The sequence below is a fragment of the Paraburkholderia hiiakae genome, assembly GCF_904848665.1.
GTDB classification, from domain to species: domain Bacteria; phylum Pseudomonadota; class Gammaproteobacteria; order Burkholderiales; family Burkholderiaceae; genus Paraburkholderia; species Paraburkholderia hiiakae.
This window is the reverse complement of sequence record NZ_CAJHCQ010000003.1, coordinates 408,393-430,377: the sequence shown is the minus strand read 5'-3', so window position 1 is coordinate 430,377 and position 21,985 is coordinate 408,393. Positions and strand designations below refer to the sequence as shown.

Here is a 21,985-nt window from a genome sequence, read left to right as displayed (position 1 = left end):
ACTCTCCGGAAATCCCGGCCGGGGTGCGCAACGTTATTGAAAGAGTTCGTCGTAATTGACGGTGGCCGTACCGAGCTTGCCGACCACGATGCCGGCCGCGCGATTCGCGAGCGCAACGCCCTCGACGAGCGGCAAACCCGCGCCCAGCATGACCGCGACAGTCGCGATCACCGTGTCGCCGGCGCCCGAGACATCATACACTTCGCGCGCGTCGGCTGCCGCGTGCACCACGCCGTCTTCGGAAAAGAGCGTCATACCCTCTTCCGAGCGCGTGAGCAGCAGCGCATCGAACTGCAGTTCGCGGCGCAGCTTCGTCACGCGTGCGTGCAGGTCCTCCTCGGACTTCCAGGTGCCCACCACTTCGCGTAGCTCCGCGCGGTTCGGCGTGATGAGGCTCGCGCCGCGATAGCGCTCCCAGTCGTCTCCCTTGGGATCGACAAGTACCGCCTTGCCCGCAGCGCGCGCCTTCGCGATCATCTGCGTGACGTGCGTGAGGCCGCCCTTTGCGTAGTCGGAGAGCAGAATCACGTCGTGCGTGGGCAGCAGCGCGTCGAAACGTGCGAGGCTGGCAAGCAGGATCTCGTGCGCGGGCGTGTTCTCGAAGTCCACACGCAAGAGCTGCTGCTGGCGCGACAGCACGCGCAGCTTGATGGTGGTCGGCAACGTGGGATCGCGTTCGAGATACGCGTTCACGTTGCTTTCGTCGAGCAACTCGACGATGCGCTCGCCGGGTTCGTCGTGGCCCACCACGCACAGGAGCCCCGCATGGGCACCGAGCGCCGCCGCGTTGCGCGCAACGTTCGCGGCGCCACCCAGGCGGTCTTCCTTGCGCTGCACATGCACGACCGGCACCGGCGCTTCCGGCGAGATGCGGTTGACGTCGCCGAACCAGTAGCGGTCGAGCATGACGTCGCCCACCACCAGCACGCGCGAGGTGGCGAGCTTCTCGCGCGGCACGACGCGCACTTCGGGCGCGATAGCTGTCGCAAGCGCGGTGACAGGCGTGGCTTCAGGCTGCGGAGTTTGCGAGATTGACATGGGGCCGCCCAATCGAGTGATAGTCAATGCCGAGCTCCGCCACTGCGTCGGGCTCGTAGAGATTGCGTCCGTCGAAGATACGCGGTGTCTTGAGCACCTTCTTCAAATGCGCGAAATCGGGCGCCTTGAACGCGGTCCATTCGGTGACGATCACGAGCGCGTCCGCGTCCGTGAGCGCGTCGTCCTGGCTCGACGCGAACGTAAGGCGCGCATGCTGCTCTGGCAGGTGCGCGAGATCGAGCGCGAATACGCGCTGCGCTTCCTCAGCCGCGACCGGATCCCAGGCGGCCACCGTCGCGCCACGCGCAAGCAGGTCGGCGATCAGGCGGCGGCTCGGCGCTTCGCGCATGTCGTCGGTGTTCGGCTTGAATGCGAGGCCCCACACGGCGAAGTGCTTGCCAGTGAGGTCTTCGCCGCACACCTTGGCGATCTTCTTGACAAGCACTTCCTTCTGGCCGTGATTGACTTCCTCGACCGCTTCGAGCACGCGCAGGTTCTGGCCCGACTCCGCGGCCGTGCGGATCAGCGCCTGCACGTCCTTCGGGAAGCACGAGCCGCCATAGCCGCAGCCCGCATAGAGGAAGTGATAGCCGATGCGCGGATCGGAACCGATGCCGCGGCGCACCGACTCGATGTCGGCGCCCACGCGGTCGGCGAGATTCGCCATCTCGTTCATGAACGAGATGCGCGTGGCGAGCATGGCGTTGGCCGCGTATTTCGTGAATTCGGCGGAGCGCACATCCATGTAGATCGTGCGCTCGTGATTGCGGTTGAACGGCGCGTAGAGGCGCTTCATCTTCTCGCGCGCGGCGTTGCCGTTCTCGTCCTCGTCGAGCCCGATGATGATGCGGTCCGGGCGCATGAAGTCGTCCACGGCCGCGCCCTCTTTCAGGAACTCGGGGTTCGAGACGACCGAGAAGCGATGGTCCGCGCTATGCGTGAGGCCACGCTTCGCCAGTTCTTCGGCCAGCACGCCGTGCACGCGCTGCGCCGTGCCGACCGGGACCGTCGACTTGTCGACGATCACCTTGAAGCCGTTCATGTGGCGGCCAATGTTGCGCGCCGCCTCGAGCACGTACTGGAGATCGGCCGAGCCGTCTTCGTCAGGCGGCGTGCCCACGGCGATGAACTGCACCTCGCCGTGCTCGACGCTCGCCGCCACGTCAGTGGAAAAAGTGATGCGCCCGGCCGCGCGGTTGCGCGCGATGAGTTCGAGCAGGCCCGGCTCGTGAATCGGCACGCCGCCGCCATTCAAGATATCGATCTTGCGCGGATCGACATCGAGGCAAAACACGTCGTGGCCGATTTCGGCAAGACACGCACCGGTGACGAGGCCGACGTAGCCGGTACCGACAATGGTGATCTTCATAGGCGCTCCGGTGACAGATGCTGATATTGGAATGACTGTTTGTGCGGCCCGCGAGCTGCGGCCGGCCAGTTGTGGCCGGCGAGGCGCCCTTAGGCTCAGCTCGACGCGGGAACCGGTTCGACGCGGCGCGGCGCGTAGGTTTCCCAGCCGCTGCAGCCCGGACACTGCCAGTAGAAGAGGCGCGCGCGGAAGCCGCAGTTCTGGCAGGTGTAGCGAGGCAGGTTCTTGGTGCGCTGCTGGAGCAGCTTGCGCATCAGTTCGAGTTCGCTGCGGCGCGGCTCTTCGGCCGTCGCCTGCTGCGCTTCGAGCAGGCGCGCCATGCCGGCGAGGTTGGGCGACTTCTGCATCTGCGTGCGGGCGAGCGCGTGTGCCGCATCGGTGCCGCGCAGGGCGGCGACATACTTGTAGGCGACATCGAGCAGATCGTTAGACGGATATGCGTCGACCCACGTCGTGAGCAACTGCGCGCCCTGTTCGGCGCGGCCGAGCGTCTCGTAGGCCTTCATGACCTTTTCGGCGACGAGCGGCAGATACGCGGGGTTTTGCGCCTCGACTTCGCGCCAGTGGCCTAGCGCGGTCTCGCAATCCCCGCTTGCCGCATCGACGTCGCCCGCGAGGATCGTCGCGCGCACGTTCTGCGAATTGGCCTTGAGCGCCAGCGCCAGCTGACGGCGTGCTTCGTCGGGCTTCTTCTGCTGGAGCGCTTCCTGTGCGAGTTCGCAATGGAACTGCGCGATCTCGAGGTCGAGCGACGCCGCGCCCATCGTTTCGAGATGACGTGCGGTGTCGATGCAGCGATTCCAGTCCTTCTCGATCTCGTAGATCGCGAGCAGCGCGCGCTGTGCGCCAAGCGCAAAGTCGCCCGACTTGAGCTTGCCGAAGGTTTCCTCGGCGCGGTCGAGCATGCCGGCCTTCAGGAAATCCTGGCCGAGTTCATAGAGCGCGTGATCGCGCTCGTTCACGGGCAGGTCGGAGCGCGAAAGCAGATTCTGATGCACGCGGATCGCACGATCGGTCTCGCCGCGGCGCCGAAACAGATTGCCGAGCGCGAAGTGCAGTTCGACGGTTTCAGGGTCGAGCTTGGCGACCTCGATGAACGCATCGATGGCCTTATCCGGCTGCTCGTTAAGCAGAAAATTCAGCCCGCGAAAATACGAGCGCGGCAGGTTGGCGCTTTCCGAAAGGAGTGCCTTCAGGTCGTAGCGCGACGCCATCCATCCGAGCGCAAAAGCCACGGGAATGACGAGGAGCCACCAAAAATCGAGATCCATGCGAGCGATGGTATGAGCAGAAAATCAGCCGCACGCGATCAGGCGCGCGGCACGGCAATACAAATCAGATGAGCGGCGGCAGCGGCGGCTCGGCACTCGGCGTGGGCGTTTCTCGCGCCACACGCAAGTCGCGTTTGAGGCGGCCGTTTTCCATGCGCAGCCGGAACACGCCGGGCAGCGCGGAAAGCAGCCCCGCCAGCAGCCCCACCACAAAAAACGCGAGGCCGATCAGGATCAATGGAGCCTGCCACGAATATCCGGCCAGAAAGTTCAGCGTCGCGGTTTGCGTGTTGGCGAGCGCGAGTACGAGCAGCAGTACGAACACCAGCACACGGATCACCCAGGCGATCAATCTCATTGAAGGATTCTCTCGGCAGTTGAGAAAGGCGCCGGCGTGGCGGACATGCTGCGCCGCAGCACAAGCCGCGCCGAAGTGTCCCGTATTGTAATTGAACGGCTCGCGCGCCGACACGTGTGAGCGAGCGCAGCACCAGATCAAACCGGGACGCCAGCGCAAACAGCGTCGAAAAGGCGCAGACGAAAAAAAAGCGCCGGGGTTATTCACCCCAGCGCTTTTTACCGGTCCATGCATTCTGGCCATCTGGCATTGACCGCCGACGACCGCAATCGCCCGATCGAAAAACGATCCAACGCTTACAGGTCGTCGTCCGGCTCGTCCGCCTTCAGCGGCTCGCCCGAATTACGGTCCACGCGCTCGCGCAACTCCTTGCCCGGCTTGAAGTGCGGCACAAACTTCTCAGGCACCAGCACCTTTTCACCCGACTTGGGATTGCGCCCAACGCGCGACGGCCGACGATTCAGGCCGAAGCTGCCAAAGCCACGAATTTCGATGCGATGGCCCTTGGCAAGCGCCTCGGACATCGCATCGAGCATCGTCTTGACCGCGAAATCCGCATCCTTGAGAACAAGTTGCGGAAATCGCGTAGCCAGCTGCGCGACCAATTCAGATTTGGTCATACTTCAGCTTGCCCCCGTTTGAGGCTTACTGGTTCTGGCCGTCGAGCTTGGCCTTGAGCAGCGCGCCCAGGTTGGTCGTGCCGGTGGCAGCCGAACCCGTATCCGACGACATGCTGCGCAGTGCTTCTTGCGTCTCAGCCGAGTCCTTCGCCTTGATCGACAGGTTGATGCCACGCGACTTGCGATCGATGTTGATGATCATCGCGTTGACCTTGTCGCCTTCCTTCAGCACGTTGCGAGCATCTTCCACGCGGTCTTGCGCGATTTCCGAAGCACGCAGGTAGCCTTCGACATCGGCGTTCAGCGTAATCACAGCGCCCTTGGCGTCGACCGACTTGACCACGCCGTCGACCGTCGAACCCTTGTCGTTGACAGCAACGAAGTTGCTGAACGGGTCGCCTTCGAGCTGCTTGATACCGAGCGAAATACGTTCCTTCTCGACGTCGATGCCCAGAACCACGGCTTCGACTTCGTCGCCCTTCTTGTACTTGCGAACGGCTTCTTCGCCCGTTTCCGACCACGACAGGTCCGAAAGGTGAACCAGACCGTCGATGCCGCCAGGCAGACCGATGAAGACGCCGAAGTCGGTGATCGACTTGATTGCGCCTTGCAGCTTGTCGCCCTTCTTGAAGTTGCGGCTGAAGTCATCCCACGGATTCGGCTTGCATTGCTTCATGCCGAGCGAGATGCGGCGGCGGTCTTCGTCGATCTCGAGGACCATGACTTCGACTTCGTCGCCCAGCTGAACAACCTTCGACGGAGCAACGTTCTTGTTGGTCCAGTCCATTTCCGACACGTGAACCAAGCCTTCGATGCCCGATTCGACTTCGACGAACGCGCCGTAGTCGGTGATGTTCGTGACCTTGCCGAACAGGCGCGTGCCCGACGGGTAACGGCGCGAGATGCCTTCCCACGGATCGTCGCCCAGTTGCTTGATACCGAGCGAAACGCGGTTCTTTTCCTGGTCGAACTTGAGGATCTTCGCGGTGACTTCCTGGCCAACCGACAGAACTTCGCTCGGGTGACGCACGCGACGCCATGCGATGTCGGTGATGTGCAGCAGGCCGTCGATACCGCCGAGGTCCACGAACGCGCCGTAGTCGGTGATGTTCTTGACCACGCCGTTGACGATCGCGCCTTCCTTCAGCGTTTCGAGCAGCTTTGCGCGCTCTTCGCCTTGCGTGGCTTCGATCACTGCGCGGCGCGACAGCACGACGTTGTTACGCTTGCGGTCGAGCTTGATCACGCGGAATTCGAGCGTCTTGCCTTCGTACGGCGTCGTGTCCTTGACCGGACGCGTGTCGACGAGCGAACCCGGCAGGAACGCGCGGATGCCGTTGACCATGACGGTCATGCCGCCCTTGACCTTGCCCGTGATCGTGCCGGTCACGAGTTCGTTGTTGTCGAGAGCCTTTTCCAGCGACAGCCACGAAGCCAGACGCTTCGCCTTGTCGCGCGACAGGATGGTGTCGCCGTAGCCGTTTTCCAGCGCGTCGATCGCGACGGAAACGAAATCGCCCGCCTGCACTTCCACTTCACCCGCGTCGTTCAGGAACTCTTCGAGCGGAATATAGGCTTCGGACTTGAGACCAGCGTTCACGACCACGAAGTTGTGGTCAACACGCACGACTTCGGCGGAGATCACTTCGCCGGCGCGCATGTCTTGACGGGTCAGCGACTCTTCGAACAGAGCCGCAAAAGATTCGGTATTCGGGGTGGAGGTTTGCAGGTCGGACATAAAAATCTGGATTTGCATGGTTTTCGCTGCTCCGCCAGCCAGTTTTGACCGGTCGGGCGTTGAGGCCGGAGCGCTTACGTTCGCGGCACAGATGCAAAAGCCACACGGGGTTAAAGGGTTTAAGACACGCCCTGTTTCTTTCCAGGGCACCAACTCGTACTGCTACTGCTTTCTTGCTGCTACCTGACTACTGCGTTTTGCCGCGAGCGTAAATTACCGCACGGGCCGCAGTTGGCTCGACTCCTCATACCACCGCACCACCTGTTCGACCGCCTGGTCGACGGAAAGCGCCGAGGTATCGAGAAGCTGCGCATCCGCTGCGGGCTTGAGCGGCGCGGCCGCGCGGTTACTGTCGCGCGCGTCGCGTTCACGCAAATCCCGAAGCAAGTCTTCCATATTAGCAGAAAAACCTTTTTGGATCAATTGCTTATGCCGGCGGGCCGCACGGGCCTCCACGCTGGCCGTCAAAAACACCTTCAGAACGGCGTCCGGGAAAATCACGGTGCCCATGTCGCGGCCGTCCGCCACGAGCCCAGGAAGCTTGCGAAACGCCCGCTGGCGCGCCACGAGCGCCGTGCGCACGGCCGGATGCGCGGCGATCATCGAGGCGCGGTTGCCCACTTCCTCGGCGCGGATTTCGTTCGAAACGTCAACGCCGTCGAGTTGCGCAAGCCCCTCGCGGAACGTGATGTGAAGATCGTCGATCAGCTTCGCCAGGCTCCCGGCGTCGTCGGCAGCAATCGCATAGCGCACGCTTGCGAGCGCGGCCAGCCGGTATAGCGCGCCGCTGTCGAGCAGGTGAAAGCCGAGTTGCGCGGCGACCAGCGCGGCCACCGTGCCCTTGCCGGAAGCGGTCGGGCCGTCGATCGTGATGACGGGCGTCGGATAAAAGGGACGGGTCGATTTCATGCGGCAAAGGTACTCGGCTTCATTTGAATCAAGGTTGCGCGAGCGCCAGGAAGCGCTCGAAATAATCGGGGAACGTCTTGCCGACGCACTTCGGGTCGTTGATGCGCACCGGCACGCCGCCGAGGCTCACGAGCGAGAAGCACATCGCCATACGGTGATCGTCGTAGGTGTCGATCGCGGCGTTCGGCGTGAGTTTCTCGGGCGGACGCACGATCAGATAGTCCGGGCCCTCTTCCACGTCCGCGCCCACCTTGCGCAGCTCCGTCGCCATCGCGGCGATGCGGTCGGTTTCCTTCACGCGCCAGCTCGCGATGTTGCGCAGCGTGGTGGCGCCGTCGGCGAACAGCGCCGCCACGGCGATCGTCATGGCCGCGTCCGGGATCAGGTTGAAGTCCATGTCGATGGGGTCGAGCTTGCCGTGATCGTTGCCGATTCCGCGCACTTCGATCCAGTCGTCGGCGACCGTGACGTTCGCGCCCATGCGCATGAGCGCCGCCGCGAACGCGACATCACCCTGGATGCTCGAGCGCCCCACGCCTTCCACGCGCAGCGGGCCGCCGCCAATCGCGCCCGCAGCCAGGAAGTACGACGCCGAAGACGCGTCGCCCTCCACCATGATCTTGCCAGGCGACTGGTAGCGCACGCCCGCGGGAATCTCGAAGCGATGCCAGCCGTGACGCTCGACCTTTACGCCGAAGCGCTCCATCAGCTTGATCGTGATTTCGATGTAGGGCTTGGAGATCAGCTCGCCGTCCACCTCGACGATCGTCACGCCATCCTTGGCGCGCACGAGCGGCAGCGTCATGAGAAGCGCGGTGAGGAACTGGCTCGACACGTCGCCGCGCACGCGGATGGGCGCCTCGACCGAAATCGGCGCCGGGCGGATGCGCAGCGGCGGAAAGCCTTCGTTCTCTTCGTAATCGATCTTCGCGCCGATCTGGCGCAGGCCGTCCACGAGGTCGCCGATGGGCCGCTCGTGCATGCGCGGCACGCCGTGAATGCGGTAGTCGCCGCCGTTCACCGCGAGCGCAGCCGTGAGCGGACGCACCGCCGTGCCCGCGTTGCCGAGAAAGAGATCCGCGCGCACCGCCTGGAACGCGCCGCGCGTGCCCTGCACGACGCAGGTGTCGTCTTCGCGCTTGAGCTTCACGCCGAGCTTTTCCAGCGCGTCGAGCATCACGCGCGTGTCGTCGGAGTCGAGCAGGTTTGTGATCGTCGTTTCGCCTTCGGCCAGCGCCGCGAGCAGCAGCACGCGGTTCGAGATGCTCTTCGAGCCGGGCAGACGGATCGTGCCGGACGCACGGGTGAACGGTCCGAGATCGAGGTGTTCCATGAGCGTGTCCTGAGAATGCCTTGGGTTGCGGCGCTCGCGCCGTCGGGCTTAGTCCTGCCTGGCTTATTTGCCTGGCGCTGTTTCGATGGCCGCCGCCGCGCCCTTGCCTCCGCGCTCCTGCCACGCCTCGCGCGCCGCGCGCGAACGCGCGAACACCGTTTCGAGCGCTACGCCGTCGCCGGCGTCGATAGCCGCGCGCAGCCTGGTCAGCACTTCAGTGTAGCCGTCGAGTTCGGCAAGCAGCGCGGCGCGGTTCGCGAGACACACGTCGCGCCACATTTCGGGGCTCGACGCGGCAATGCGCGTGAAGTCGCGAAAGCCGCCCGCCGCGAACGAAAACTTCAGCTGAGCGTCGGGCGAAGCGAGAATCTGGTCGACGAGCGCAAACGACAACACGTGCGGCAGATGGCTCACCGAGGCGAATACGCGGTCGTGCTGCGCAGCCGGCATCTCGCCGATCACCGCGCCCGTGGCGCGCCACATCGCGGCAATGCGCTCGACCGATGCCGGCGCGTTTTCCTCGAGCGGGCACAGCACGACGTTGCGGCCCACATACAGATCGGGCAACGCGGCGTCGACGCCACTCGACTCGCGCCCGGCGATCGGGTGCCCCGGCACGAACTGCGCAACGCGCGCGCCGAGCGCCGCACGGGCCGCCGCGATCACATCGCTTTTGGTACTGCCGGCGTCGGTGACGATGGTCTCGCTGCCGAGGTGCGGCGCGATGCGCTCGAGCAGCGCCTGGGTTTGCGCAACGGGTGCGGCGATCAACACGATATCGGCGCCATCGAGCGCGGCGGCGAGCGCCGCTTCGTCGTCGAGCGTCGCGGCGGCGTCGATTACACCGAGTTCGAGCGCGCGCGACACCGAGCGCGCGTGACGGCCCACGCCGATCACCTGCGCGCCTTCTCGTCCAGACGAACCGCGCTCGCGCAACGCACGCGCCAGCGACCCGCCGATCAGGCCCACGCCGAAAATCACCAGTTTGTTAAACGAAAACGCACTCACGACGCCACCGAAAAAAGTAAAGGTTGCGCGCTCAAGGCGCGCCAAGCGCTCGCTCGAGGGCCGCGACGAATGCCGCGTTCTCCTCGGGCAAGCCGATCGTCACACGCAACCACTGCGGCAGACCGTAGTTGCCCACCGGCCGCACGATCACGGCTTGCTTGAGCAGCGCGAGGTTCACGCGCTCGCCGGCGCCATCGTCCGCTGTGTCCTTCGCCACGCGCACCAGCACGAAATTGCCGTCCGATGGCACATATTCGAGGCCGAGCCGCTCGAACGCCGCGGTGAGCGTGCGATAGCCTTCGGCGTTGAGCGCCGCGCTGCGCTCGAGGAACGGTGTGTCGCCGAGCGCGGCGATCGCGGCCGCCTGCGCGAGCGTGTTGACGTTGAACGGCTGGCGCAGACGGTTGAGCAGATCGGTCAGTTCTGGCTGCGCAATCGCAAAACCGATGCGCAGGCCGGCGAGTCCGTAGGCCTTCGAGAACGTGCGCGAAACGAGCAGGTTCGGATAGCGGCGCACCCACGCGATCGAGTCATAGCGCTTCTCGGTCGCGAGGTATTCCGTGTACGCCTCGTCGAGCACCACCACAACGTGCGCGGGCACCTTCGCGATGAACGTCTCGAGCTTCGCGCCTTCGACGAACGTGCCAGTCGGGTTGTTCGGGTTCGCCACGAATACGAGACGCGTGTCTTCACCGATAGCCGCCAGCATTGCGTCGAGATCGTGCCCGTAGCGCACGGCGGGCGTCACGATATGGCGCGCGCCGAGGCCCTGAGTCGCGAGCGCGTAGACCGCGAACGAGTACTGCGAATAGACGATCGACTGACCGCGCTCGACGAACGCATGCGCGGCCATTTCGAGAATGTCGTTGCTGCCGTTGCCGAGCGTGATCCACTCGGGCGGTACGTCGTAGCGCGCGGCGAGCGCGGCCTTCAACTCGAACGCGTTCGAATCGGGATAACGGCCCAGTTCGCTTGCCGCCCGCACGACCGCGCGCTGCGCCGACTCGGGCATGCCGAGCGGATTCTCGTTCGACGCGAGCTTCACGATTCGTGCTTCGTCGAGCCCGAACTCGCGGGCGACTTCGGAAATCGGTTTGCCGGCAACGTAAGGCGCGATTGCGCGCACATACGAGGGGCCGAATTGCGTGGTCATGCGTCTCTCCAAGGCTCAAGGCGCCGGGCGTACAACGGTCAGTTCCGGACGGCCGGATCGGGAACGGCGCGCCGCCTGGCATCCTCCCGGCGGACGGCGGTGGCGGCGGGCCGCCCGCTCCTTCCGCGCTTTAGCGCGCGCGCGGATACGAGCCGAGGATCTTCAGATACGCGGCTTTCTTGCTGAGTTCGTCGAGCGCCGCGGCCACGGCGGGCTCGTCGCGATGACCTTCGAAGTCGATGTAGAAGTAGTACTCCCACGTGCTGCCAAGGCGCGCCGGCCGCGACTCGAAACGCGTCATCGACACGCTGTGGCGCGCGAGCGGTTCGAGCAGCTTGTACACCGCGCCCGGCTCGTTCTTCACCGAAACGATCATCGAGGTCTGGTCGCGGCCCGTCGCGCCCGCCGGCTGCTTGCCGATCATCACGAAGCGCGTGCGGTTGTGCGGGTCGTCCTGGATCAGCGCGTTTGCGATCAGGAGACCGTAGTGCGTCGCCGCGCGATCGCCGGCAATCGCCGCAACCGTGGGGTCGGCAGCGGCGAGGCGCGCGGCCTCGGCATTGCTCGACACGGGCTGACGCTCGAGTTGCGGCGCGTTTGCGGTCAGCCAGTGCTGGCACTGCGCGAGCGCCTGCGGGTGCGCGCACACACGCTTCACACCGTTCAGGTTGCCGCTTAGCGTCATCAGATTGTGCTGGATCGGCAACGCGATTTCGCCGCCAATGACGAGCTGCGTTTCGAGGAACAGGTCGAGCGTGCGCGAAACGGCGCCCTCGGTCGAGTTCTCGACCGGCACGACGCCGAACTCGGCGGCGCCCGCCTCGACCGAGCGGAACACCTCGTCGATCGACGGGCACGGCAGGCCTTCGATCGACTGACCGAAGTACTGGTACATCGCCTGTTCGCTATAGGTGCCGACCGGGCCGAGGAACGCGGCCGAAATCGTCTTTTCGAGCGAACGGCTCGCGGCCATGATCTCGCGCCAGATCGCGCTGATGTGATCGTTGCCGAGCGGGCCGTCGCTCATGTTCTGCAGGCGCTCGATCACCTGAAGCTCGCGCTCCGGGCGAAACACCGGCGCATTGAAATGCTTCTTGACTTCGCCCACTTCGAGCGCGACCGAGGCGCGCTGGTTCAGAAGCGCGATGAGTTGTGCGTCGATCGCATCGATGCGTTCGCGCAGCGGCTTGAGTTGGGAATTGAGTTCGTCGTCCATGCGTGAAACCGGCAATCTGAAAGGATGCGCGCGGCGCCGCTTCGCTCGATGAGCGAGGGGCGCTTACGCGTGCTTCGCCTCGAATTCCTTCATGTACTCGACCAGCGCTTTCACTGCCTCGAGCGGCACCGCGTTGTAAATCGATGCCCGCATGCCGCCGACGGACTTGTGGCCCTTCAGCTGCAACAGCCCGCGCTCTTTGGCGCCGGCGAGGAAATCTGCGTTACGTGTTTCGTCGGCGAGGAAGAACGGCACGTTCATCCGCGAGCGCGCGCGGCGCTCCACCTTGTTGTTGTAGAAGCTGCTTGCGTCGATCGTGTCATAGAGCAGCTTCGCTTTTTCCACATTGCGCGCCTCGATGACTTCGAGACCGCCCTGGCGCTTGAGCCACTTGAACACGAGCCCCGCGATATAGATCGCGTAGGTCGGCGGCGTGTTGAACATCGAGTTGTTCGCGGCCACGGTTTTCCATTCGAATGCCGACGGGCAAATTGGCATCGAGCGATCGAGCAGGTCCTCACGCACGATCACGACCGTCACGCCCGCCATGCCGATGTTCTTCTGCGCGCCACCGTAGAGCACGCCGTACTTGGCGATGTCCATCGGGCGCGACAGGATGTGCGACGAGGCGTCGGCCACGAGCGGAATGTCGCCGAGGTCGGGAATCTCGAAGGTTTCGACGCCGTCGATCGTCTCGTTCGTGCACAGGTGCACGTAGGCGGGATCGTCGGAGAGCTTCCACTCGCTCTTCGGCGGCGAATGCGTGAAGCCGGCCTCGGTGCGACCCGTCGCGGCGATATGCGCCTCGCCGTACTTGAGCGCCTCCTTCTGCGACTTCTGCGACCACGAGCCGGTGATGACAAAGTCGGCGCTCGGCTTCGAGCCGAACAGATTCAGCGGCACGATCGCGTTCTCGCCGATGCCGCCGCCCTGCAGAAACAGAATCTGGTGACTTGCGGGCACCCGCATCAGCTCGCGCAGATCGAGCAGCGCCTCTGCATGAATCTGCATGAATTCCGGGCCGCGATGGCTCATCTCCATCACGCCCATGCCGCTGCCGTGCCAGTCGAGCATTTCGTCGGCGGCCTGACGCAGGACTTCTTCTGGCAACGCTGCCGGTCCGGCTGAGAAGTTGTAGACGCGCATCGTAAAAAAGATCCCCGAGGCAGGCGTTGTGGCAAAAACCACCGGAAAACACGCCAGAAAAAGAAAATGGCCGCTTGCGCTCATCGCGCAAACGACCATTATCGCATTGTCGCCGGGAACCCGCCACGCGTGGCGCGGCGGTGGCTTCCCAGCCTACGCAGCCAATCCGGCCCCGCTCCCTTGCATCATGACAGCGGACCAGCGGTGCGTTTGTCAGGCTTACTTGCCAGCCTTGACCGAAGCGACTTCCTTGTCGGCCTGGTCGCGCGTTGCCTTGATCGACTGCGGCATGTACTTCTGCATCAGGCTGTTCACGACGTCGCGGCCAACCTGGTCTTGGACCTGAATGAACTTGCGGCCGGTCGGGCTGCGGTAGAACGTGGTCAGGTCCTTGATTTCCTGGGTGCTGTAGTACTTCGCATACGCTTCGTACTGAGCTTCCATGGCGTCTTGCTTGAACGAGTCGGTCGCGAAGACCTGGCCTGCCGAGTCAACCAGCTTCGGCACGGCGTTCTTCTGCAGCGACGGGACGGCAGCTTGCTTCTGCTTGTCCGTCATCGTCTTGTTTTCCGAGAGCGCGTCCGACAGGATTGCCGGGACGAGCTGCTTGGCTTGCATCTGGGCGCTGTTGCCGATTGCGCCGACGAGCTTCTGTGCGTCGATCGCGTCGAGCAGGTCCTTGATCGCGGCTTGCTTGGCCGGATCGACGGGTGCTGCGGCCGCTGCCGGTGCCTGGGCGGGCGCCTGGTTCTGGAGCGCCTGAGCCATGGCAAACGTCGGCACGAGAGCGGCCAGCAACATCACCTGCTTGAATCGTTTTTGCATCATTACTCCCTTTGAGAAATTAATCGATTTGCACTGCCGCGCGGACCGCGGGGCGCTGTTCGCCCGCAGGCCGCTCCGCCCGGCATACCATTCATTTAGCTGACACTAACAAGGTTCGCTGAAACCCACCTTAAAGCCCGCGTAAGCGCATCGATTGAACACACTTCTGCGGGCCCAGATGACGCATCACTCTTCGCCTTCGCCCGGTTCGCCCTCACCTTCGGCGTCCGCCTCTGCGTCCGCTTCGGCGACCTGCTGCAGTCCGGAGAGCTTCGTCCCTTCGTCAAGGCTGATGAGTGTAACACCTTGCGTTGCACGGCCCATTTCGCGAATTTCCGACACGCGGGTGCGAATCAAAACGCCCGTGGTGGTGATCAACATGATCTGCGCTTCCGAGTCGACGAGTGTGGCCGCAACCACCTTGCCGTTGCGCTCCGAAGTCTGGATCGCGATCATGCCCTTCGTGCCGCGGCCATGACGCGTGTACTCCGAGATCGGTGTGCGCTTGCCATAACCGTTCTCGGTCGCGGTGAGCACCGACTGCTGCTCGTCGCCTGCTACGAGGAGCGCGATGACCTGCTGATTGTCTTCGAGCTGCATGCCGCGCACGCCGCGCGCTTCGCGGCCCATCGGCCGCACGTCGTTCTCGTCGAAGCGCACAGCCTTGCCGGCGTCGGAGAACAGCATCACGTCGTGTTCGCCGTCGGTGATGGCAGCGCCGATCAGGTAGTCGCCGTCATCGAGGCCGACCGCAATAATACCCTTGCGCAGCGGGCGGCTAAAGGCTTCGAGCGGCGTCTTCTTGACCGTGCCCAGCGCAGTGGCCATGAAAACGAACTTGTCGGCCGAGAATTCCTTGACCGGCAGCACGACCGTGATCTTTTCGCCGTCCTGCAACGGGAACATGTTGACGATCGGACGGCCGCGCGAGTTGCGCGAGCCCTGCGGCACTTCATACACCTTCACCCAGTACACGCGGCCGCGATTCGAGAAGCACAGAATGTGGTCGTGCGTGTTGGCGATAAAGAGTGTGTCGATCCAGTCGTCGTCCTTCATCGAGGTCGCCTGCTTGCCGCGACCTCCGCGCTTCTGGGCCCGATATTCCGACAACGGCTGCGATTTCACGTAACCGGCGTGCGACATGGTCACGACCATATCCTGCGGCGTGATCAGGTCCTCGGTGTTGAGCTCCGTGGCATTCATCTCGATCTTCGAGCGGCGGCCATCGCCGAATTCGCTCTTGATCGAGGTGAGTTCGTCGGAGATCATGGTCGTTACGCGCTCGGGGCGCGCAAGGATGTCGAGCAGGTCGGCGATCTGCGCCATGACTTCGCGGTACTCGCCGATGATCTTGTCCTGCTCCAGGCCAGTCAGGCGCTGAAGGCGCATTTGCAGGATTTCCTGCGCCTGCGTGTCGGACAGACGGTAGAGGCCGTCGGCCTGCATACCATATTGCGGGTTCAACCCTTCCGGACGGTAGGCTTCGCGCCCGCCCGCCGCCGCGTTCTCCTGCTCCGCGCGCGCGAGCATCTCACGCACAAGCGACGAATCCCACGAGCGGTTCATCAACTCCTGCTTCGCGATGGGCGGCGTGGGTGCGGCCTTGATGAGCTCGATGAAATCGTCGATGTTCGCGAGCGCAACGGCGAGACCTTCGAGTACGTGGCCGCGTTCGCGCGCCTTGCGCAGTTCGTACACCGTGCGGCGCGTGAGCACTTCGCGGCGATGCGAGAGGAAATGCTCGAGCATTTCCTTCAGGTTCAGCAGCTTCGGCTGGTTGTCCACCAGCGCGACCATGTTCATGCCGAACGTGTCCTGCAGCTGCGTCGCCTTGTAAAGATTGTTGAGGATGACCTCGGGCACTTCACCGCGCTTGAGTTCGATCACGACACGCATGCCGCTCTTGTCCGATTCGTCGCGAATATCGGAAATACCTTCGAGCTTCTTCTCGTTGACAAGCTCGGCAATGCGTTCGAGTAGCGAACGCTTGTTCACCTGATACGGCAACTCGTCGACGATGATCGCCATGCGTTGACCGCGATCGATTTCCTCGAAATGCGTAGTCGCGCGCATCACCACGCGGCCGCGGCCGGTGCGATAGCCGTCACGCACGCCGGCGACGCCATAAATAATGCCGGCGGTCGGGAAATCGGGCGCGGGAATGATCTCGATCAGCTCGTCGATCGTTGCCTGCGGAGTCTTCAGCAGGTGCTGGCAAGCGTCGACAACTTCGTTGAGATTGTGCGGCGGAATGTTCGTGGCCATGCCGACCGCGATACCCGACGACCCGTTGATAAGCAGGTTCGGAATGCGCGCGGGCAGGATCTGCGGCTCGCTTTCGCTGCCGTCGTAGTTCGGCCCGAAGTCGACCGTTTCCTTGTCGATGTCGGCCAGCAGTTCGTGGCCGATCTTCGCCATGCGGATTTCGGTGTATCGCATGGCGGCGGCGTTGTCGCCGTCGATCGAGCCGAAGTTGCCCTGGCCGTCGACCAGCATGTAGCGCAGGGAGAAGCTCTGCGCCATCCGCACGATCGTGTCGTAGACGGCCGTATCGCCGTGGGGGTGGTACTTACCGATGACGTCGCCGACGATACGCGCCGACTTCTTGTAAGCGCGGTTCCAGTCGTTATTCAGTTCGTGCATCGCATAGAGCACGCGCCGATGGACGGGCTTGAGGCCGTCACGAACATCCGGAAGTGCCCGCCCGACGATTACGCTCATCGCGTAATCGAGATACGAGCGGCGCATTTCCTCCTCGAGGGAGATTGGCAGAGTCTCTTTGGCGAATTGATCCATTATCGATGTCTTATTTGGGCACACGGTGTGCTAGCGCCTCGCCCCAACTGGAAGAGCGAAGGTCGCTGCATTCACCGCGAGACGCCCAGCTGTCGCATGGACGCCGCGGACGCAGCGCATCACGCGATTCTACCATGCACGACACCCTCGCCCGCCGCCTGCGTATACCTATTAGAGGAGTGAAGCCGAAGCGCTCAAAAGCGCCTTGAGCGTGGCGCAAACGCCGCAGTGCGAACCGGAATCAGATGCATCGCCACCGATTTGGATGACAATGTGTGACGCACCGACTACCCAGGCGCACTACCAGGTAAAATAACGGGAACTTTTTTGTTGCGGGCGTACCACGTTCGAGAAGCCGCAGTGAAAGGGGCGGATTTTTTTTATCGTCGGAGGGGAACGATATGGCAAAATGCCAACGCACAAAGTTAGACACTGCTCGAAGTCTACACAACGCAAAGCGTTCCCCACAACTTGCCAATGTTATACTTCGAGCAATGTATGACTTGTCTTCGTCATATGGCTCGCAGTAAACCTGCGGTAATCTCAATTTCGAGAGGAGAAATATGAATAAACTTTCAAAGCTCGCGTTCATTGCAGCTACCGCAGTTGTGGCTGCATCCGCTCAGGCACAATCGGTGCCGGCGTCGCGACAAGCCGTCAATGACAACTGGGTGAATGGTACCGGCGAATACGTGTGGATGAACGGCACGAACGAGCTTTGCTGGCGCGATGCATTCTGGACGCCGGCCACCGCCAACGCCAAGTGCGATGGCGCCCTGGTCGCCCAGGCACCGCAGCCGCCGGTCGCTCCGCCGCCGCCGGCCATCAGCAGCCAGAAGATCACGTACCAGGCTGACGCCCTGTTCGACTTCGACAAGGCCATCCTGAAGCCGGCTGGTAAGGAAAAGCTGGACGACCTGGCAAGCAAGATCCAGGCTCTGAACCTCGAAGTCGTCGTCGCGACGGGCTACACCGACCGTATCGGCTCGGTTGCCTACAACGACCGTCTGTCGCTGCGCCGTGCGCAAGCCGTCAAGTCGTACCTGGTCAGCAAGGGCGTTCCGGCAGAGCGTATCTACACGGAAGGCAAGGGCAAGCGCAACCCGGTTACGACGGGCTGCAACCAGAAGAACCACAAGGCTCTCATCGCCTGCCTCGCACCGGACCGTCGCGTGGAAGTCGAAGTCGTCGGCACGCAAAAGCAGTAATCGCGAGCTTTCGACCGCAAGCCTCAAAAGCCCCGCTTCGGCGGGGCTTTTTTTATCCCGCGCTTTACCTTCTTTCATTTCGCCTGTCTCCGCGCGGCTTTATCGTTTTGGAAAGGTTTACGGCGCAGCGTGGCATTTTGCCGCCCTGGGCACCCGCCTATATACTCGGGGTTTATTCTTTCCGACCCGCACCGCGCTTCAGGCTGCCACGACATGACGAATGCCGATCCCCACGAGCTGCAGAAATTCAGCGATCTCGCTCATCGCTGGTGGGACCCGAACGCCGAATTCAAGCCGCTGCACGAACTCAACCCCATTCGCCTCGGCTGGATAGACAGGCATGCGCATCTGCCGTCCAAGCGCGTCCTCGACATCGGCTGCGGCGGCGGCATCCTCTCCGAATCGATGGCGGGGCTTGGCGCGACCGTGAAAGGCATCGACCTTTCGCGCGAGGCGCTCGGCGTAGCCGACCTGCATAGCCTCGAGAGCGGCGTGACGGTGGACTACGAGTTGATCGCCGCCGAAGCCATCGCCGCACGCGAACCTGCGTCGTTCGACGTCGTGACCTGCATGGAAATGCTCGAACACGTGCCGGAGCCCGCCGAGGTCGTGAAGGCCTGCGCAACGCTCGTGAAGCCTGGCGGCTGGGTATTCTTTTCGACGCTCAATCGCAACGTGAAGTCGTATCTTCTCGCCGTGATCGGCGCAGAATACATCGCGCAGATGCTGCCCAAGGGCACGCATGACTACGCGCGCTTCATCCGCCCCTCGGAGCTTGCCGCGTTCGTGCGCGACGCCGGCATGCGTGTCGCGGAGATCAAGGGCATCACGTATAACCCGCTCACGCGGCACTTCGCGCTTTCGAACGACTCCAGCGTCAATTACATGATCGCCTGTCGGCGCGACGCCTGACGGCGCTTGCGCGATCGGTGCCGCCGGACCACCCTGCTCCGGCGGCATTTCCTGCACACCGGCGCGCCGCGCCATCGTTTCCAGACATGAACTCACCCACGAACGCCCAATCTGCCGCGGACAGCGCCGCAGCGCTCGCCGCCTGCGACGCCGTGCTGTTCGACTTCGACGGCACGCTCGCCGATACGGCCCCCGATCTCGCGGCCGCCGTCAACCAGATGCGCCATGCACGCGGCCTCGTGCCCGCGCCGCTCGAGAAACTGCGTCCGCTCGCTTCGGCGGGCGCGCGCGGCCTGATTGGCGGCGCGTTCGGGATCGGCCCTGACGATCGCGAGTTCGCCGCCATGCGCGAGGAATTTCTCGCCAATTACGAGGCCAATCTGCGCGTCGAGACGGCGCTCTTCGCAGGGATCGACGCCGTGCTCGACGACCTCGACGCGCGCGGCGTTCGCTGGGGCATCGTGACAAACAAGGTCGCACGCCTCACCGAGCCGCTCGTGAAACTGATGCATCTGGACACGCGCGCAAGCTGCGTGGTGAGCGGCGACACGACGCCCTATTCCAAGCCGCATCCCGCGCCGTTGCTGCACGCGGCCGAGGTGCTCGGCGTTGGGCCGCAGCGTGTGGTGTATGTCGGCGACGATCTGCGTGACGTGCAAGCGGGCGCGGCTGCGGGCATGGCGACGATCGCCGCCGCTTACGGCTACTGCGGTAACGACGTGCCGCCCTCGCAGTGGAATGCGCAATATGTCGCCGACACCCCGGCGACGCTGTTCGCCCTGCTTCAGCACATCGGCAAGCCGGCCTGAGGCGACGTAAGGCGGACTAAAAGCCGAACGTGCAAGCGGCTTTTGCCCGGCGACAGCTCCGCGCGCCCTTGAACCGGGCGCGGTTCGCCTCATATCGCGAACTATGGGATAATTGTTCCTTCCTCTGGGGCCGACCTGGTTTCGACAGGGGTTATGAAGTAATCAGGGCATGCCGAGGACCCGTCACCTCGTTAATCAATGGGAAAAACGTAACTGCAAACGACGAAACGTTCGCACTGGCAGCCTAAGGGCCGCCGTCCTCTGCCTGGCTCACTGACGGGCTAGCGTCGCAAGACCGGTAGCAATACCGCCAGAGGTCATTTACGTCAGTTAAGCCTTGGTGGCGTCATGACGCCAAGGTCGAAAATTTAGTGAATCGCCGTAGCGCAGCGTGTTCGTCCGCGTCGCTCCGGTTAAATCAAATGACAGAACTACGCATGTAGAACTGGTTATGGACTGCTTCTGGACGCGGGTTCGATTCCCGCCGGCTCCACCAGATATTTCCGGTCGTTCACGACGAACGGACTCAAGCCCCGCCGCCGCAAGGCTGTCGGGGCTTTTTGCTTTCCGCGCCGTCCTGACGCCGGCCAACCCGGCAAAGCGCCCATAAAAAACTCGCGACAGCCCGTTCGGGCCTCGCGAGTTTTTCTTCATTCCGCAGGCGATGCAACCGCCACCCGCGCCTTTACGCCGTTAATTGTCCTGCGGGCACTGCAGATTACAGCCGTTCGGATCGCCCAGATCGCCGCGCTTGCGCTCGGCAGACGGTTTGCCATGCTGATACTTGCCCGAAGGCGCCGAAGCGGCGAACTGCATTTGCGGATGCTCGTTGAACTTGAACTGATCGCTCAGAATGCCGCCAGGGACGCCTGGGGAGTTCTGCGCAAAGGCAAGGTTGAACGTAGCCAACAACGCCGCTGCCGTAGCGGCAGCAGCACCAACTTTGAGGACAAATTTCATGGTCGACCGGCGCGACGAGCGCGCATCTGAAACGTGAGAGCGAATACGAACTGAAAGTATCACAAAAAGCGCCTCAGTCTGCAGCGTAGTCCGGCCAATACGTTGCCTTCTATTACAACGCTCGCGGCTGGCCCCATGCGGCGTCGAGTTCCACTACGTCACCGCAGGCCGCCGGATCGTACCCCTCCAGTTGCGCAACCGACGCACGGAAGCCGGCGCCACGCAGCAATCCCAGTACGGTCGCCAGCGGTTCGTGTGCGAGATGACCGCGATCACACGCAAAATAGTAGTCTTCGTCTGCGATTTCGATGAAATCGAGCCCGAAATGGTGCGCAGCCGGCTCCACACCGAAGCCCACGTCGGCCATGCCGCTCGCCACGAATGCGGCGATCGCCGAATGCGTGAGTTCCGACGACGCATAGCCGTTCACGCGCTCCGGGTCGACGCCAATGCGTGTGAGCAGCAGATCGATCAGCATGCGCGTGCCCGAGCCCGGCTGCCGGTTCACAAAGCGGATATCGCCACGCGCGAGGTCGGCCAGACCCGTGACCTGCTTCGGGTTGCCGCGCCCGACGAAGAGCCCCTGCTTGCGCTGCGTGAGATGCACGAGCACGTGCCGCTGGGGATCGAGCCAGCTGCGGTACGCGTTGGCACAGGCGGCCCGAAAGTCGCCGCGCGGCAGATGAAAGCCCGCGAGATCGCATTCGCCGCGCGCGAGCGCCGTGATCGCATCGACGCTGTCACGGTACTTGATCTCCACGGGCACCTGGTCGGCGACGAGTGCCGTCACGAGCGCCGCCACCGCGTAGCCGTGTGAAGCGTGAATACGCAGATCCTGCGCGTCGGGGGCGAGCCAGCGGTTCAGGTCGCTCGCCACCTCGCTCGCCAGCGCCTCGAGGTTACCCTGGAGCCGTTCCACGCACAGGCGTTGCGAGCGCAGCACAGCCTCGCCCAGTTCGGAGAGCACGGAGCCGCGACCGCGTGCCTTCGCGATCAGCGCGCCCCCCAGGCGCTCCTCCACTTCACGCAAAACGCCCCACGCATGGCGATAGGACAAACCCTTACGCTGCGCGGCCTGCGCAATGCTTCCTTCTTCGGCGACGAGCGCAAGCAACGGCACAACGTCCGTCAGGCTTGCCTCGCGACCTTCAGCGTCGCGCACAACGAGCTGCGCATGGCATTCGACCTTGATCATTATGAAATTTTCCTTCCTATTGCGTCTGCCTTTCCGCAGGCCTATTGTTCGGTCAGACAACAAGACAACCGCAGCATAGATGCACACTTTATGAATAACAAGTGCATATATGCCCAGGAGA

The 21,985-nt window shown here is 63.4% G+C and carries 19 protein-coding genes and 1 other RNA gene; 4 read left to right on the top strand and 16 right to left on the bottom strand.

The annotated features are described in order from the left end of the window. Positions 1-33: 33 nt before the first annotated feature. The 14 genes from rfaE1 to gyrA all read right to left on the bottom strand — a co-directional run bounded on the left by rfaE1 (position 34) and on the right by gyrA (position 16,780). Positions 34-1,038 carry a D-glycero-beta-D-manno-heptose-7-phosphate kinase gene (gene rfaE1, locus JMY28_RS09065; RefSeq protein WP_201695555.1) on the bottom strand — a complete coding sequence of 335 codons (1,005 nt, stop codon included), beginning with the start codon at positions 1,036-1,038 and terminating at the stop codon, positions 34-36. Then, a complete protein-coding gene (locus tag JMY28_RS09060; RefSeq protein WP_201695554.1) occupies positions 1,010-2,407 on the bottom strand; it encodes a UDP-glucose dehydrogenase family protein in 1,398 nt (465 codons plus the stop codon). Before JMY28_RS09060 ends, rfaE1 begins: the two co-directional genes overlap by 29 nt. 95 nt (positions 2,408-2,502) lie before the next feature. Continuing rightward, on the bottom strand, positions 2,503-3,678 hold the full coding sequence (lapB, locus tag JMY28_RS09055) for a lipopolysaccharide assembly protein LapB (protein ID WP_201695553.1): 1,176 nt from the start codon (positions 3,676-3,678) through the stop codon (positions 2,503-2,505). A gap of 64 nt (positions 3,679-3,742) precedes the next feature. Next, positions 3,743-4,036 (bottom strand): lipopolysaccharide assembly protein LapA domain-containing protein, encoded by a 294-nt coding sequence (locus tag JMY28_RS09050; RefSeq protein ID WP_201695552.1) that lies wholly within the window; start codon positions 4,034-4,036, stop codon positions 3,743-3,745. Between the two features lie 296 nt (positions 4,037-4,332). Further along, complete coding sequence (locus JMY28_RS09045; RefSeq protein ID WP_027817382.1) at positions 4,333-4,656, bottom strand: integration host factor subunit beta; 324 nt, start codon at positions 4,654-4,656, stop codon at positions 4,333-4,335. Between the two features lie 25 nt (positions 4,657-4,681). Then, on the bottom strand, positions 4,682-6,412 hold the full coding sequence (rpsA, locus tag JMY28_RS09040; RefSeq protein WP_201695551.1) for a 30S ribosomal protein S1: 1,731 nt from the start codon (positions 6,410-6,412) through the stop codon (positions 4,682-4,684). A gap of 195 nt (positions 6,413-6,607) precedes the next feature. Beyond that, positions 6,608-7,303, bottom strand: coding sequence for a (d)CMP kinase (cmk, locus tag JMY28_RS09035; RefSeq protein ID WP_201695550.1), 696 nt, complete (start codon positions 7,301-7,303; stop codon positions 6,608-6,610). Between the two features lie 28 nt (positions 7,304-7,331). Then, complete coding sequence (gene aroA, locus JMY28_RS09030) at positions 7,332-8,636, bottom strand: 3-phosphoshikimate 1-carboxyvinyltransferase (protein ID WP_201695549.1); 1,305 nt, start codon at positions 8,634-8,636, stop codon at positions 7,332-7,334. A gap of 63 nt (positions 8,637-8,699) precedes the next feature. After that, positions 8,700-9,689 carry a prephenate dehydrogenase gene (locus tag JMY28_RS09025; RefSeq protein ID WP_236596763.1) on the bottom strand — a complete coding sequence of 330 codons (990 nt, stop codon included), beginning with the start codon at positions 9,687-9,689 and terminating at the stop codon, positions 8,700-8,702. After that, positions 9,676-10,797: a histidinol-phosphate transaminase gene (gene hisC, locus JMY28_RS09020; protein WP_201695547.1), complete on the bottom strand. Its 1,122-nt coding sequence runs from the start codon at positions 10,795-10,797 to the stop codon at positions 9,676-9,678. Before hisC ends, JMY28_RS09025 begins: the two co-directional genes overlap by 14 nt. 130 nt (positions 10,798-10,927) lie before the next feature. Next, positions 10,928-12,013 carry a prephenate dehydratase gene (pheA, locus tag JMY28_RS09015; RefSeq protein ID WP_201695546.1) on the bottom strand — a complete coding sequence of 362 codons (1,086 nt, stop codon included), beginning with the start codon at positions 12,011-12,013 and terminating at the stop codon, positions 10,928-10,930. A 63-nt stretch (positions 12,014-12,076) separates the two neighbouring features. Next, entirely contained in the window at positions 12,077-13,159 is a 1,083-nt protein-coding gene (gene serC, locus JMY28_RS09010) for a 3-phosphoserine/phosphohydroxythreonine transaminase (protein WP_201695545.1), read from the bottom strand. A gap of 219 nt (positions 13,160-13,378) precedes the next feature. Then, entirely contained in the window at positions 13,379-13,984 is a 606-nt protein-coding gene (locus tag JMY28_RS09005) for a DUF2059 domain-containing protein (RefSeq protein WP_201695613.1), read from the bottom strand. Between the two features lie 186 nt (positions 13,985-14,170). Next, a complete protein-coding gene (gyrA, locus tag JMY28_RS09000; RefSeq protein ID WP_201695544.1) occupies positions 14,171-16,780 on the bottom strand; it encodes a DNA gyrase subunit A in 2,610 nt (869 codons plus the stop codon). Positions 16,781-17,343: 563 nt separating this feature from the next. Between gyrA and ompA the strand changes: the two genes are divergently transcribed. The 4 genes from ompA to ssrA all read left to right on the top strand — a co-directional run bounded on the left by ompA (position 17,344) and on the right by ssrA (position 20,205). Further along, the gene (ompA, locus tag JMY28_RS08995) at positions 17,344-17,988 is read left to right on the top strand and encodes an outer membrane protein OmpA (RefSeq protein WP_201695543.1); all 645 of its coding nucleotides are present in this window, start codon (positions 17,344-17,346) and stop codon (positions 17,986-17,988) included. 213 nt (positions 17,989-18,201) lie between these two features. Further along, positions 18,202-18,900, top strand: a complete 699-nt coding sequence (ubiG, locus tag JMY28_RS08990; protein WP_201695542.1) for a bifunctional 2-polyprenyl-6-hydroxyphenol methylase/3-demethylubiquinol 3-O-methyltransferase UbiG — start codon at positions 18,202-18,204, stop codon at positions 18,898-18,900. An 86-nt stretch (positions 18,901-18,986) separates the two neighbouring features. Next, positions 18,987-19,709, top strand: a complete 723-nt coding sequence (locus tag JMY28_RS08985; protein ID WP_201695541.1) for an HAD-IA family hydrolase — start codon at positions 18,987-18,989, stop codon at positions 19,707-19,709. A gap of 126 nt (positions 19,710-19,835) precedes the next feature. Beyond that, positions 19,836-20,205, top strand: a transfer-messenger RNA (tmRNA) gene (gene ssrA, locus JMY28_RS08980). A gap of 197 nt (positions 20,206-20,402) precedes the next feature. Here ssrA and JMY28_RS08975 read toward each other — a convergent pair. Both JMY28_RS08975 and JMY28_RS08970 read right to left on the bottom strand, forming a co-directional pair. Further along, positions 20,403-20,669, bottom strand: a complete 267-nt coding sequence (locus JMY28_RS08975; RefSeq protein WP_201695540.1) for a hypothetical protein — start codon at positions 20,667-20,669, stop codon at positions 20,403-20,405. A 112-nt stretch (positions 20,670-20,781) separates the two neighbouring features. Continuing rightward, the gene (locus JMY28_RS08970) at positions 20,782-21,864 is read right to left on the bottom strand and encodes a substrate-binding domain-containing protein (protein ID WP_201695539.1); all 1,083 of its coding nucleotides are present in this window, start codon (positions 21,862-21,864) and stop codon (positions 20,782-20,784) included. Positions 21,865-21,985 lie beyond the last annotated feature (121 nt).